Here is a 13758-nt window from a genome sequence, read left to right as displayed (position 1 = left end):
TCCCGGATGCCAAACGTTTCGCACGCCACGGGGTCCCGGCGCAGGACGGCGAAAGGCCGCCCCGCAGTTGCGGGACGGCCTTTGGCTGGAACCGGCGACGTCAGCGAAGCCGCAGTTCCGTGGATCCGGTGAGGACTAGACCTCGGTCAGGACCTTGGTGACGTTGGGGTCAACCGAGATGCCCGGGCCGAACGTGGTGGCCACGGTGGCCTTCTGGATGTAGCGGCCCTTGGAAGCGGACGGCTTGAGGCGCAGGACCTCTTCCAGTGCGGCTGCGTAGTTCTCGGCCAGCTTGATGGCGTCGAACGAAACCTTGCCGATGATGAAGTGCAGGTTCGAGTGCTTGTCGACGCGGAAGTCGATCTTGCCGCCCTTGATGTCGTTGACGGCCTTGGCGACGTCAGCGGTCACGGTGCCGGTCTTCGGGTTCGGCATCAGGTTACGCGGACCCAGGACCTTACCGAGGCGGCCAACCTTGCCCATGAGGTCAGGGGTGGCGACGGCGGCGTCGAAGTCGGTCCAGCCGCCGGCGATCTTTTCGATCAGGTCATCGGAACCAACGAAGTCGGCGCCGGCCGCGATTGCGGCCTCAGCCTTGTCGCCCGTTGCGAAGACGAGGACGCGGGCGACCTTACCGGTGCCGTGCGGCAGGTTGACGGTGCCGCGGACCATCTGGTCGGCCTTACGCGGGTCAACGCCGAGGCGGAAAGCGACCTCAACGGTGGCGTCGAACTTGGACGGGTTGGTGTCCTTGGCGAGCGTCACTGCCTCGAACGGCGCGTAGAACTTCTCCGCGTCGATCTTGGCCGCGGCTGCCTCATATGCTTTGCTGCGCTTTGCCATGCTGCTTATTTCTCCTTGTGCAGTTGTGGTCTGCGGACCGCGCTGGGCCCTGCCACAGGCGGCATTCCGGCTGGTGTATCCGTTCCGGAATTCCGCTCTTCATTGTTTAGGTGGTGCCGGCTGGCCGGCGGTGCTGACGGCGTCGTGACCGGTTTCCCGATCCCGGCGCATCAGCGGTGGGGAATTAACCCTCGACGGTGATACCCATGGAGCGGGCGGTGCCGGCGATGATCTTCGCTGCGCCTTCGAGGCTGGTGGCGTTGAGGTCTTCCATCTTGGTGGTGGCGATCTCGTTGACCTGGGCCTGGGTCAGCTTGGCAACCTTGACGGTGTGCGGGGTAGCCGAACCCTTGGCGACGCCTGCAGCCTTTTTGATGAGCTCTGCAGCCGGCGGGGTCTTGGTGATGAACGTGAAGGAACGGTCCTCGTAGACCGTGATTTCCACGGGGATAACGTTGCCGCGCTGGGCTTCCGTCGCAGCGTTGTACGCCTTGCAGAATTCCATGATGTTGACACCGTGCTGGCCGAGCGCAGGACCGATCGGCGGGGCCGGGTTAGCGGCACCTGCCTGGATCTGCAGCTTGATGAGGCCGGTGACCTTCTTCTTGGGAGCCAATGTAGGTCCTTCTCTCAAATACGTCCTGGGGCACAGGAGCGTGCCTCAGGTTGGTGGCCGCCATGGCAAGGCGGCCGGCCGCTCCGTGGCTGCTAAGCGGGCAGCCCGGGGCGAATTCTTAGGGAAAAGCTAGATCTTGCTGACCTGGTTGAACGCCAGGGTGACCGGAGTCTCGCGCTCGAAGATGGACACCAGCACCACGAGGGTCTGGGAATCGATCTTGATCTCGGAGATCGTGGCGGGGAGGGTCTCGAACGGGCCTTCCTTGACGATGACCGACTCGCCAACCTCGAAGTCGACGTCGACCTGGGCGGCGGCGTGCTTGACCGGCTTGCCCTTCTCGGCCTGCTCTTCTTCGAATACCGGCGCGAGCATGGAGAAGACCTCATCGAGGCGCAGCGGGACCGGGTTGTGGGCGTTGCCCACGAAGCCGGTGACACCGGGGGTGTGGCGGACGGCACCCCAGGAAGCGTCGGTCAGGTCCATGCGGACCAGGACATAACCGGGGATGCGGACACGGTTGATGACCTTGCGCTGGGCGTTCTTGATCTCAACGACTTCCTCCATCGGAACCTGGATTTCGAAGATGTAATCTTCCATGTCCAGGGTCTGGATGCGGGTCTCAAGGTTGGCCTTGACGCGGTTCTCGTAGCCTGCGTAGGAGTGAATGACGTACCAGTCACCCTCCTGGCGGCGCAGCTTGGCTTTGAACTCGTCCGCGGGGTCGACGTCGGCCTTGGCGGCCGCCGCTGCCAGCACGTCGGCGTCAGCCTCATCAGCGTCGGTGTCAGCCTCATCAGCGTCGGCGTCGGCTGCAACTGCTGCCTCTGCGTCGTCTGCCGCTTCTGCTTCCGTGGCTACGGCCTCGTCAGTGACGTCGGATTCGGGCGCAGCAGACACAGCCTCGGACTCTTCCGCGGCTTCCACCGCGGCGCCCTGGCTCTTATCCAGCTCAGTCTCAGTTACCTCGAGCTCCTGCTCAGACACTTGGTCTCCTGCTTCCTCATTGCCTAACATGCCTATTTAAATGACTCAATTCCGCACACCCCGCGGAATCTCCGGTTTCCCGGGGCATCCACGCAGTCTGCGGACCGGTCGCCTTAGCTGTCCGTGGGGCCGCTGCCGCCGAAGACCCAGCTGACCGCGGTCCCAAAGGCCAGGTCCAGCAAGGTGACGATCACCATCATGATGGTCACGAACACCAGTACCACGAGTGTGTAGTTGATCAGTTCTTTACGGGTCGGTGCGACGACCTTCTTCAGTTCGCCAATGACCTGGCGGATGAAGATCGCGATACGAGCGAAGAAGCCGGGCTTGGCGGCATTCTTGGCGGGGCGGCCTTTGGAGCTGCTGGCAGCTGTTTCGGTCACCTGGTCCTCACTCATCCTCGCAATGATCGGATACCCGGCTCTGAACTGAACCATGGTTGCTGCGCTGGTTCCGGATAATCCGGAACAGCATGCGCAGGGCAGACAGGACTCGAACCTGCAACCTGCGGTTTTGGAGACCGCTGCGCTACCAATTGCGCCACTACCCTTCGGGGAGAAAAACCGCTCCGGCCGATGCGTCCCACAGGCTTCCCTGAGGCGCAGGCCATCATCGTGTTTTCAACACCGGAGAACCAGTCTACGCAACAACTGCGTCTACGTCGAACCGGCCCTCTTCGGACCCCTGCGTGCCTGCGAATACCAACTGACAGCCGTCAGTCACATTCGGGTTCAGGCACCCCGGGGGATCCGCTGAACAGCATAGAGTAGATTTCGTCGAATCCCACATCCAGCCTTCCAGCTGCAAGCGAAGAACGGACCCGCCCATGTCTGCTGCCCGCATTTCCCAGCGCATTTCCGCCATAGCCGAATCCGCCACTCTGGCCGTCGATGCCAAGGCGAAGGCGCTGAAGGCAGCCGGCCGTCCGGTTATTGGCTTCGGAGCCGGGGAACCCGACTTCCCGACCCCCGGCTACATTGTGCAGGCCGCCATCGAGGCCGCCAGCCAGCCGAAATACCACCGCTACTCCCCCGCCGGCGGGCTCCCCGAACTGAAGCAGGCCATCGCGGACAAGACCTTCCGGGATTCCGGCTACCAGGCGGCGGCGTCCCAGGTGCTGGTGACCAACGGCGGCAAGCAGGCCGTCTACAACACCTTCGCCACCCTGCTGGATCCGGGCGACGAGGTCATTGTTCCTACCCCGTTTTGGACCACATACCCGGAGGCCATCCGGCTGGCCGGCGGCGTGCCGGTAGAGGTGTTCGCGGGCCCGGAGCAGGGCTACCTGGTCACCGTGGACCAGCTGGAAGCGGCCCTCACCGAGCGCACCAAGATCCTGCTCTTCGTCTCCCCTTCCAACCCCACCGGCGCCGTGTACTCGCCGGAGCAGGTCAAGGAGATCGGCCAGTGGGCAGCGTCCAAGGGCCTGTGGGTTGTCACCGACGAGATCTACGAACACCTGACCTACGACGGCGTGCCGTTCACCTCGATCGCCACCGCGGTGCCCGAGCTCGGCGACAGGGTGGTTATCCTCAACGGCGTGGCGAAGACCTATGCCATGACCGGCTGGCGTGTGGGCTGGATGATCGGGCCCGCGGACGTCATCAAGGCCGCCACCAACCTGCAGTCGCACGCGACGTCGAACGTCTCCAACATCCCCCAGGTCGCCGCCCTCGCGGCCGTGTCCGGGCCGCTGACCGCCGTCGATGAGATGAAGGTGGCATTTGACCGCCGCCGCAAGGCGATCGTCGCGGGCCTGAACGCGATTGACGGCGTTGACTGCCCGACACCGAAGGGCGCGTTCTACGTGTACGCGGACGTCCGCGCGCTGCTGGGCAAGGAGTTCCCGTCTGCGAACGGCCCGGTGCGGCCGGCCACCTCTGCCGAACTCGCGGCGCTGATCCTTGACGAGGTCGAGGTGGCCGTGGTTCCCGGCGAGGCGTTCGGCCCGTCCGGCTACCTGCGCCTGTCCTATGCACTCGGCGACGACGACCTGGCCACGGGCGTCGCCCGCCTGCAGGACTTCCTCGGCAAGGCGAACTAACACGTCACAAACCCCGATGCGCTATCACTTCGGGTCCTTATTCCAGTGCGATAAGGACCCTAAGTGATAGCGCATCCTTGGGTTAAAGCAGGCGGCGCTCGGCGGCCCAGCGGGTCAGCTCGTGGCGGCTGGAGAGCTGAAGCTTGCGCAGCACGGCCGAGACGTGGGTTTCAACGGTCTTGATCGAGATGAACAGTTCTTTGGCCACCTCCTTGTAGCTGTAGCCGCGGGCGATAAGGCGCATCACTTCGAGCTCCCGCGCCGAGAGCTTGTCGAGCTCGCCGTCGGCGATGTCCGCGGGGGCCGTGCCGAACGCGTCCAGGACGAAGCCCGCCAGCCGGGGTGAGAAGACGGCGTCGCCGCCGGCCACGCGGCGGACGGCGCCGCTGATCTCCGCGCCGGAAATGGTCTTGGTGACATAGCCGCGCGCGCCGGCCCGGATTACGGACACCACATCTTCTGCCGCGTCGGAGACGCTCAGCGCCAGGAACCGCGTGGTGCCCAGCAGGGGCGCCGAGCCGGCCAGGACCTCGCGTCCGCCGCCACCCCGGCCGCCGGGAAGATGGACGTCAAGGAGCACGACGTCGGGGCGCTGGAGTGCGATGACGGCGATTGCCTCCTCCACTGTTCCGGCCTCCCCTGCGACGGCGATGTCCGGGTCCAGGTCCGCCTTCAACCCGGAGCGGAAGATGGCGTGGTCGTCCACGATCACCACGCGAATCGGTGCGGGGCTTCCTGATGCTGATGCTGGGCTGGTCACGGTTTGGCCTCTCCGTTGGCGTTGTTGGCGGCGGCCGCGGCGGTTCCGGCCGAGGCGGCGGCGACGGGCAGCCGGAGCCGCACTTCGGTGCCGTCCGGGCTGCTGGTGATCGCGGCGGTGCCGCCGTGGCGGTTCATCCGGCCGATGATCGATTCTCTGACGCCGAGCCGGTCCGGGGGAACGGAATCCGGATCGAAGCCCGGGCCCCTGTCCTTGACGAAAACTTCCGCGGCGGCGTCGGTGACTTCCAGGTAGACGGACACGGCGCCGCCGCCGTGCCGGGCGGCGTTCAGCATGGCCTCTCGGGATGCCTGAACGAGGGCCTCGTGGCGTTGAGTCATGGCGCAGTCCCCCACGCTGACCACCTCGACGGCGTTCCCCAGGGCGTCCTCGACCTCGGCTGCGGCGGCCTTGATGCCGTCGGACAGCTGACCGGATTCCTTGTCGGCGTCCCGGTACAGCCAGCCACGCAGCTCGCGCTCCTGCGCGCGGGCCAGCCTGATGACATCGTGCTCGTTGCCGGCCCGGCGTTGGATCAGGGCGAGGGTCTGCAGCACGGAGTCATGGAGGTGGGCGGCGATCTCGGCACGCTCGGTGGCGCGGACCCGCCCCGCGCGCTCTGTTTCCAGGTCGCGCCAGAACTTCAGCCCCCATGGCAGAAGCACCAGGGCCACGCCGCCGAGCACGGCCACCGAGGCCAGGAGGGCGAGCCAGGTCTGTTCCCAGGACCCCGAGCCGGACACCATGACCAGCACGCCGGCCACGACGAGGGCGAGCCCGGCCGCGAGGCGGGCCCAGCCGCCGGCCTGGTCCGCTTTGGTCTTGTCCACGAGCCCCGCCCGGCGGGTCTCGTCCAGTTGCATCCAGGCGATCGCGGCACCGCCCAGGATCGCCGCGACCGGGATCAGGGTACCTAGCGGCACGTCGACCCCCAGGAGCCGGGCGATCAGGATCCCGGCGGCCAGCAACAGGCCCGCGCCCAGCAGGATCTCCTTGCCGAAGGGCATGCCGGAAACTTTGGACCGCCAGGACCCCGGCGCCGCCGTCGTTGGCGTTCCACTGGTTCCGGGGGCTCCAGGCATGCCGGGGGCGTCGGGCAGGTTTGCCACGCCTGGGGTGTCCGGGAAGCTCACTGCCGGAGCGATGGGCGATGCCGGGCGGCGGGCGCTGCGCCGGGCGCTCTCATCCGCCGTGGGGACCATGATCCAAAGCCAGGCGTAGAAGGCCACCCCCGCCCCGCCGGCGAGCGCAGCCACTGCCATGCCGATCCTGACCATGCGCACTGGCCAGCCCAGGTGGTTGGCGAGGCCCGCGCACACGCCGGCAATCACGCGGTCGCTGCTGCGGACCAGCGGCGGGCGGGCGGGCGCGGTTGTCATGCCTCAATCCAAGCACGGATCGGGGTTTCCCGGACGCGTTTGAGGGCCCAACCGGGGGCCACTCAGGGACCGTTCAGGGTGTTCCCCAGTAGAGGCCGGCGCCGGGAACGGGAAGGATCGAAGTATGAACCCGCACACTCCGCACCCCGATGAAGGCCCGGCCTCCGCAGACCGGCCGGCCACGGATCGATCCCACCCCGAACTTCCAGAATCGGAACTTCCAGAACCGGAACCTCCCGCCACGGATCTTCCGCACACTGAACGTTCCGTCACGGACCTTCCGCACACGGAACGTCCCGACCCCGAACTTCCAGGCACGGGCCAGCCCGCTCCGGCCTCCTCCGGGCCGGGCGGCGCGCCGCCGGAGCCGCCGCGGCTTTACCCGCCCGGCGATCCGAATGGGCCGTTGCCAGGCCGGCAAACCCAGAATTTCTTCGACTGGATCCGCAGCCAGGGCATTTACCGCGGACGCGACCGCTGGATCGGCGGCGTGGCCAGCGGCATAGCCCACCGGCTCGGCGTCGACCCGCTGATTATCCGCGGCGTCCTGATCGTCCTGACCGTCTTCGCCGGAATTGGCGTTCTCGCCTACGGCCTGGCCTGGGCGTTGCTGCCCGAACCCGACGGCCGCATTCACGTCCAGGAGGCCGCCGCAGGGCGGTGGACAGCCGGCATGACCGGCGCGCTCATCACCTCGGTCATCGGTTTCCCCAGCCTGGGCACCGGGGTCTGGGGCTGGGACCGCTTCGGCTTCGGCGCCTTCGTCTGGACCGTCTTCTGGGTGGGCGGTGCCATCTACCTCGTCTACTACCTGACCCAACGCAACAAGATCCGGGACGGAGCCACTGGCATGCCTTCGCGTTACGACTCAGGCAGCCCGGCCGGCGCCGCGGCTTTTGCGGCTGGCCCCCGCACCGCCGACGGGCCGCAATCAGCAGGCAGCTTCCCGCAGGGCGGCGGCCGGACGTATGGCGACCCGACTGACAGCTCTCGAGTCACCGGCACCGGCCCGGGCTGGGGTCCGCCTCCGCCGTCGGGACCCATTGCGTCCGGCCCCGTCCCGCCCGGTCCTGTTCCCCCAGGCGGCTACGGACCGGGGTCCGGCGCCACACCGCCTGCACCGGCCGCGCGCAACCTTGGCCCGGGCGCTCCGGCGGTCGCCATCACCGTCGGCTCCGCCCTCCTGGTGGGCGGGGGCATCAAGGCCCTCGACGCCGCCAACGTGATCGATCTCGGCGATGCCGGCAACGCGCTGGTCTGGGCCTTCGGCGCGGCCATCCTGGGCCTCGGGATCCTGTTCGCAGGGCTGCGGGGCCGGACCTCCGGGATCCTGGGCTTCTTCGCGGTCGTGGCCCTGCTGATCGGCGCCATCTTCAGCGTGGTCCCGCACGGGGACCGGTTCCGCTTCCAGAACGCCGACTGGACGCCGGCGAGCATTCAGCAGGCCCAAGGCGGCTTCGAGATCACCGGCGGCGCCGGAACCGCGGACCTGACCAAGCTGGCGCTGAATCCGCCCCTGGGCTCCGACGTCGTAGTTCCGATCGACGCGACGGCCAGCAACCTCACCGTCGTCATCCCCGCCACCGTTCCGGTGCACGTCCAGGCGGACATGACCATGGGCAACCTCCACGACGGCAACCAGGACCGCGGCGGCATGACGACGCAGCAAAGCGACTACAACACCGCGAAGCCGGGCGCCCGGCTGGTCCTGGAGATCTCCGGCACCGTCAGCAACGTGACCATCAAGGAAGGCGACTGACATGAGCAGCTATGACGACTCGCCGCTGGCCGATGCCGGGCACGACCCCGAAGCGGGTTCGCCCGCCCGGGTGGGCACAGTGGTCTGGGGACTGACAGTGGTGGCATTGGCTGCACTGATCATCATTTCCCGGCTCGGCCTCGTGGCCCTCAACGGCACCTATGTGCTGATCGGCCTGATGATCGGGGCCGGGGGTGCCCTGGTAGTGGGCGGCCTGGTCTCGGCACGCAGGCGTGACAATAAGTCAACTACAGGGAAGTCTTGACCCATGGATAAATTCTTTGACACCATCCGGGGCCTCGGCCTGAAACGTGGTCCGCAGCGCTGGGTTGGCGGCGTCTGCGGCGGGGTTGCCGCCAAACTGAAGGTTGATGTGGCCTATGTCCGGATCGCCTACCTGCTCCTGAGCCTGCTCCCTGGCCCGGCGTTCGTGGTCTACCTCGCGGCCTGGCTCCTCCTCCCGGACCAGCGCAACGCAATCGTCCTCGAAAGCTTCCTCTCGAAGCGTTCCTCCCGGCCCTGACATCCATCACAGGCCATCCGTCACAGGCCGGCCCGGCCCCGCGGCCCGGCCCGGCGGCAACCTTCCCCGGTAGCTGCGCCGCACCACGAAAAGGTGCCCCCGCCATCATGGCGGGGGCACCTTTTGTAACCGTTTGTGTCCTGCCCCACACCCGCCACTAGACTCTAGGGTGAGCTCAGCGTGGCGCTCTGCCTGTACCCCTTCAAACCAGGATTTGAGCCAAGACATGAAAATTGGAATCCTCACCAGCGGCGGAGACTGCCCCGGCCTGAACGCCGTCATCCGTGGCGCCGTCCTCAAAGGAATCGCGGTCCACGGCCAGCAGTTCGTAGGATTCAAGGATGGCTGGCGCGGCGTTGTCGAGGGCGACATCGTGGAAATTCCCCGCACCATGGTCCGCGGCATCGCCAAGCAGGGCGGCACCATCCTGGGCACGTCCCGCACCAACCCGTTTGAGAACGGCGGCGGTCCCGAGGTCATCAAAGCCAACATGGACCGGCTCGGGATCGACGCCATCATCGCCATCGGCGGCGAGGGCACGCTGGCCGCCGCAAAGCGGCTCACCGACGCCGGCCTCAAAATCGTGGGCGTGCCCAAGACGGTCGATAACGACCTCGACGCCACGGACTACACCTTCGGCTTCGACACGGCCGTGGAAATCGCCACCGAGGCAATCGACCGGCTGCGCACCACCGGAGAGTCCCACCACCGCTGCATGATTGCCGAAGTCATGGGACGGCATGTGGGCTGGATCGCCTTGCACGCCGGCATGGCCTCGGGCGCCCACGCCATCCTGATCCCGGAGCAGAAGGCCTCCATGGAACAGATCGCCGAATGGGTCGTCTCCGCCCACGACCGTGGCCGCGCCCCGCTGCTTGTCGTCGCCGAGGGGTTTGTGCCCGAAGGCCAGGAGTCCCCGCATTCGGAGCGCGGCCTCGACACCTTTGGCCGGCCCCGCCTCGGCGGCATCGCCGAAATGCTTGCCCCCGAACTGGAGGCACGCACCGGCATCGAGACCCGCGCGACGGTCCTTGGCCACATCCAGCGCGGTGGCGTCCCGACGGCGTTCGACCGGGTCCTGGCCACCCGCCTGGGCATGGCCGCCATCGATTCGGTAGTGGAAAAGCGCTGGGGCACCATGGTGTCGCTGCACGGCACGGATATTGTGCACGTCGGTTTCGACGCCGCACTCGGCAACCTCAAGTCCGTACCGCAGAGCCGCTACGACGAGGCCGCAGTCCTCTTCGGCTAAGCGGACACCGGCGGGTCCGGCTCGGGGACGGCCCGCAGGGAAGAAGCGGGCGGGCAGCGCCGCAGCCAGGCAGGGAAGAGCCGGGCGCGCGGCCGCGATGGGTAGGGTTGATTCATGACTCTTGAGCCCGGTTCCGCAGAAATTGTCCAGCTCGCATGGGCGCGCCGCCTGGGGTTCGACGACGGCGCCTTCGCGGCTGCCGCCGGCGTGAGGCTCACCCGGGCGGATGAGACAGCCCGGTCGCTGCAGTTCGTCCGCCTGTTCGGCAACTCCGCCCTGGTGGGCCCGCAGTGGGCGCTGGACGCCGCCGAGGGTCTCTCGGACGAGGAACTGGCCCAGCACGTGACGCTGCTGACCATCACCCGCGGGCACGGCGGCCACGGGCTCGGCGCCGCGGCACTCTTCTTCGCCGACGACCTCCCCCTGCAGCAGCCTGCCGGGGAGCTGACGGTCTCGCACGGGAACCCGGAAGCGATCGAGCTGGAGACCTTCTGCCCGCCCGACGACGTCAACGAGGTGGGCCTCGCCGACCTGGAACACCGCTTCACCGTCCTGCATCTGGAAGACGGGCGGCGGACGCCCGTGGCCTGCGGGGCGTATGCCGAATGGGAAGGGCTCCTGGCCCATATGGGCGTTCTGGTCGCGCCCGAATGGCGGCGCCACGGCCTGGGCAAGCTGGCCGCCTCAGTAGCCGCCCACGAGGCCCTCGCAGCCGGACTGACGCTGCAGTGGCGTTCAGAAGTCAGCAACAAGGGGTCGCTGGCGCTGGCCCGGAGCCTGGGATTTTCCGCGGGCGGCATCCAGACCAGCGTGCTGCTGGGCTGATCCGGATGCCGCCAGGCTAGCCGCGCTCCGCGGCGGCCCTGTCCGTGTCTGCCCTGTCGGTGTCTGCCTTACCCGTGTCCGTTGCTGCGGCTGTGGCTGCGGCAGCATCTGGTTCGCCCCAGCCCCGGACCGGCTTGGGCTTGGCGAAGAACAGCGCCACGGCAGCGCCGAGCAGGATGACCGCCGCCGGCAGCAGGATGGACTGGCCCATCGCCGTCGAGAACCCCTCATGAAGCTCCGCCGGCAGGGCCCCGCCGAAGCCCATCGGGCTGGCGTCTGCGCCTGCTCCGGGCCGGGCGGGGAGCTCGGCCGCCAGCCGCGACTGGATCAGGACGGCGATGGCGGCGCTGCCGAGTACGGCGCCGATCTGGCGGGTCGTGTTGTAGACGCCTGAGCCGGCTCCGGCCTGCCGCGGCGGCAGGTTGCGTGTGACGGTGGAACTCAACGGCGCCCAGATGCCTGCATTGGCGAAGCCCAGCACTGCGCTCGGCAGCAGGAACAGCCAGATGGGGGTGTCCGGGTGCATGAGCAGGGCATTCCAGAACAGCGCCACGGACATCAGGACCAGGCCGGTCGCGGTGATGAATTTCGGGTTGACCTTGTCGATGATCCGGCCGACGACGGGGGCGAGCCCGCCCGAGATCAGCGCCATCGGCACCATCATGAGCGCCGACTGGGTCGGGGTCAGTCCGCGGACGATCTGGTAGTAGAAGATCAGCGGCAGGCTGAACGCGGTGACGGTGAAGCCCACCGTGGTGATCGCAATGTTGGCGAGCGAGAAGTTCCGGTCCTTGAAAAGGGACAGGGGCAGCAGCGGTTCACCCGTGTTGAACTTCTGCCACAGGACGAAGACCACCAGCACGGCGATGCCGCTGATGATCAGGCCCCAGACGGTGATGGGGCCGGCGATGGTGCCCCAGTCGTACGTCGCGCCCTCCTGGATGCCGAAGACCAGGAGGAACAGGCCGAGGGCGCTGAGCAGTACGCCGGGAATATCGAACTTGTGCGGGTGGGTGGTCAGCGAGGGCACGAAACGCTGGGCGAGGATGAAGCCGACAATCCCGACGGGAACGTTGATGAAGAAGATCCATTCCCAGCCGAGGCCGTCCACCAGCACGCCGCCGAGGATCGGGCCAACCAGCGTGGCGACGCCGGCCGTGGCACCCCAGATGCCCATGGCCGCTCCGCGGCGGTCTGGGGGGAAGATCCGGGTAATGACGGCCATGGTCTGCGGCGTCATCATCGCCGCGCCGAGGCCCTGGACCACACGGGCCGCGATGAGGATCTCGACGCTGCCGGAGAGGCCGCACCACAGCGATGCCACGGTGAAGACGACGAGTCCGGAGAGGTAGAGCTTTTTCGGACCGAAACGGTCCCCGAGCCGGCCCGTGATCAGCAGCGGCACGGCATAGGCGAGCAGGTAGGCGCTGGTGACCCAGATCACCGAGTTAATGTCAGTGTTTAGGCCCTCCATGATGCTGGGGTTGGCCACCGAGACGATGGTGGTGTCGATCAGGATCATGAAGAAGCCGATCACCAGGGACCAGAGTGCCGGCCATGGCCGGGCTACGTTTTCCATGCGGTTCCTTAGGGGCTGGTGTGAAACGGTGGATGGGCTGTGTGTGGGGGCGGCCGGGTCCCGGCCGCGGTCCTGCGCGGGGTTCACCACGGCAGTTCGCCGGAGCGGAGCTGGTCCTGGAGGCTGCGGATCCAGGCGATTTCGGCGCGCAGCGTGCTCTGCTGGAACTGGACATCGATCCAGTACTTGCGCTCCACGCCCTTCTTCGCGAGCAGTTCCTCGCCGGAGACCAGGAAGCCGAGCTGTTCCTCCAACGCCTGAAGGCGCCGGTCGAGGAGTTCGACGACGACGCCGGCGGGCAGGTTGTAGGCCTCGGAGACGGCCAGCGGGAAGGCCGGGTATTCGTTGACCGGGGCGGCGAGCATGTCCTGCAGCCACGTCGTGAACGCTTCGCGGCCGGCAGCCGAGATCGAGTAAGTGGTGCGCTCCGGACGGTTGCCTCCCCGGTCCGTTCCCGTGGCTGTGACCAGCCCCTGATCCTCGAGCCGCCCGACGGCGTGATAAAGCGTTCCTGGCCGCACCTTGACCAGCCGGTCCTCGTGCCGCGCGATCAGGAGCTGGTACATCTCGTAGGGATGCATCGGTTCTTCCACGAGCAGGGAAAGTGCGGCGACACCCAGGGGTGTCAATGCGGTTGCCCGGGCCATGGTGCAGTCCTTCTCGGTTTAGCAGTGTTCTCTTCGGCCTAAACGGCAGTTACTCCACTAAAGATTATTCCACGTGGAGTATTTGAGGGCAATCCTCCCCAACCCGGGCCGGCCGCGCCCCGGCCCCAGGCGCGATTGGTCAGCCGAGGAGGGCCAGTATGTCCGTCCGGGCGAACATCTGCGCGGCGGCCCGCGCGGTGGGGGTGCCGGCGTCCGGGTCGGCCCCGGCGTCCAGCAGTTCCCGGGCCACGTCCGTGTAGCCCTTGAAGACAGCACCGGCCAGCGGGGTCTGGCCGCGGTCGTTCGGCGTGTTGGCGTCGCCGCCGTGGTCCAGGATCAGCCGGACAGTGCCGGCGTGGCCGTGGTAGGCCGCCAGCATCACCAGCGAGTCGCCGGAGGAGGTGGTCAGCGTGGCCGGGGCACCGGCGGCCAGGTAGCTGCCCAGCAGCGCGGAGTTGCCCTCGCGGGCGGCGTCGAAGAGCGCGTGCGCCAGCGCGAGTGTCTCGTCGTCGGGCGCGGCGCCCGGCTCGTTCACTTTGGACCC

15 protein-coding genes and 1 tRNA gene are annotated in these 13758 nt (G+C 67.5%); 6 read left to right on the top strand and 10 right to left on the bottom strand.

From position 1 onward, the window contains the following. Positions 1-135: 135 nt before the first annotated feature. From rplA to AC1DNG_RS07220, 5 genes are all read right to left on the bottom strand, one after another. The gene (gene rplA, locus AC1DNG_RS07240; RefSeq protein ID WP_018773648.1) at positions 136-843 is read right to left on the bottom strand and encodes a 50S ribosomal protein L1; all 708 of its coding nucleotides are present in this window, start codon (positions 841-843) and stop codon (positions 136-138) included. A gap of 184 nt (positions 844-1027) precedes the next feature. Next, the gene (gene rplK / locus AC1DNG_RS07235) at positions 1028-1459 is read right to left on the bottom strand and encodes a 50S ribosomal protein L11 (protein WP_018773647.1); all 432 of its coding nucleotides are present in this window, start codon (positions 1457-1459) and stop codon (positions 1028-1030) included. Between the two features lie 129 nt (positions 1460-1588). Then, a complete protein-coding gene (gene nusG / locus AC1DNG_RS07230; RefSeq protein WP_476887027.1) occupies positions 1589-2446 on the bottom strand; it encodes a transcription termination/antitermination protein NusG in 858 nt (285 codons plus the stop codon). 113 nt (positions 2447-2559) lie between these two features. Further along, positions 2560-2844 (bottom strand): preprotein translocase subunit SecE, encoded by a 285-nt coding sequence (gene secE, locus AC1DNG_RS07225; RefSeq protein ID WP_028276538.1) that lies wholly within the window; start codon positions 2842-2844, stop codon positions 2560-2562. A 79-nt stretch (positions 2845-2923) separates the two neighbouring features. Next, positions 2924-2996: transfer RNA gene (locus tag AC1DNG_RS07220), tRNA-Trp, on the bottom strand. A gap of 276 nt (positions 2997-3272) precedes the next feature. Between AC1DNG_RS07220 and AC1DNG_RS07215 the strand changes: the two genes are divergently transcribed. After that, a complete protein-coding gene (locus AC1DNG_RS07215; RefSeq protein ID WP_476887026.1) occupies positions 3273-4490 on the top strand; it encodes a pyridoxal phosphate-dependent aminotransferase in 1218 nt (405 codons plus the stop codon). An 82-nt stretch (positions 4491-4572) separates the two neighbouring features. Here AC1DNG_RS07215 and AC1DNG_RS07210 read toward each other — a convergent pair whose 3' ends face one another. Both AC1DNG_RS07210 and AC1DNG_RS07205 read right to left on the bottom strand, forming a co-directional pair. Beyond that, positions 4573-5250, bottom strand: a complete 678-nt coding sequence (locus tag AC1DNG_RS07210) for a LuxR C-terminal-related transcriptional regulator (protein WP_476887025.1) — start codon at positions 5248-5250, stop codon at positions 4573-4575. Further along, positions 5247-6629 (bottom strand): ATP-binding protein, encoded by a 1383-nt coding sequence (locus AC1DNG_RS07205; protein WP_476887024.1) that lies wholly within the window; start codon positions 6627-6629, stop codon positions 5247-5249. The genes AC1DNG_RS07210 and AC1DNG_RS07205 overlap by 4 nt, the downstream gene beginning before the upstream one ends. Before the next feature lie 124 nt (positions 6630-6753). On the opposite strand from AC1DNG_RS07205, the gene AC1DNG_RS07200 reads away from it, so the two are divergent. From AC1DNG_RS07200 to AC1DNG_RS07180, 5 genes are all read left to right on the top strand, one after another. After that, positions 6754-8388: a PspC domain-containing protein gene (locus AC1DNG_RS07200; RefSeq protein WP_476887023.1), complete on the top strand. Its 1635-nt coding sequence runs from the start codon at positions 6754-6756 to the stop codon at positions 8386-8388. A gap of 1 nt (position 8389) precedes the next feature. Then, entirely contained in the window at positions 8390-8653 is a 264-nt protein-coding gene (locus AC1DNG_RS07195) for a hypothetical protein (RefSeq protein ID WP_028276533.1), read from the top strand. A 3-nt stretch (positions 8654-8656) separates the two neighbouring features. Then, the gene (locus tag AC1DNG_RS07190; protein WP_476887022.1) at positions 8657-8911 is read left to right on the top strand and encodes a PspC domain-containing protein; all 255 of its coding nucleotides are present in this window, start codon (positions 8657-8659) and stop codon (positions 8909-8911) included. 226 nt (positions 8912-9137) lie between these two features. Beyond that, positions 9138-10163: a 6-phosphofructokinase gene (locus AC1DNG_RS07185; protein WP_018773638.1), complete on the top strand. Its 1026-nt coding sequence runs from the start codon at positions 9138-9140 to the stop codon at positions 10161-10163. A 114-nt stretch (positions 10164-10277) separates the two neighbouring features. After that, a complete protein-coding gene (locus AC1DNG_RS07180) occupies positions 10278-10988 on the top strand; it encodes a GNAT family N-acetyltransferase (RefSeq protein ID WP_223913802.1) in 711 nt (236 codons plus the stop codon). Between the two features lie 16 nt (positions 10989-11004). On the opposite strand, the gene AC1DNG_RS07175 is transcribed toward AC1DNG_RS07180, so the two are convergent. The 3 genes from AC1DNG_RS07175 to AC1DNG_RS07165 all read right to left on the bottom strand — a co-directional run bounded on the left by AC1DNG_RS07175 (position 11005) and on the right by AC1DNG_RS07165 (position 13749). Then, positions 11005-12567 (bottom strand): MFS transporter, encoded by a 1563-nt coding sequence (locus tag AC1DNG_RS07175; protein WP_476887021.1) that lies wholly within the window; start codon positions 12565-12567, stop codon positions 11005-11007. An 83-nt stretch (positions 12568-12650) separates the two neighbouring features. Next, complete coding sequence (locus tag AC1DNG_RS07170; RefSeq protein ID WP_476887020.1) at positions 12651-13214, bottom strand: PadR family transcriptional regulator; 564 nt, start codon at positions 13212-13214, stop codon at positions 12651-12653. Between the two features lie 139 nt (positions 13215-13353). Continuing rightward, entirely contained in the window at positions 13354-13749 is a 396-nt protein-coding gene (locus AC1DNG_RS07165) for an ankyrin repeat domain-containing protein (RefSeq protein ID WP_028276529.1), read from the bottom strand. Positions 13750-13758: the final 9 nt, after the last annotated feature.

Source organism: Arthrobacter sp. 01T425 (assembly GCF_056398725.1).
The sequence above is the reverse complement of the archived record's forward strand: the minus strand, read 5'-3'. Positions and strand labels throughout refer to the sequence as shown.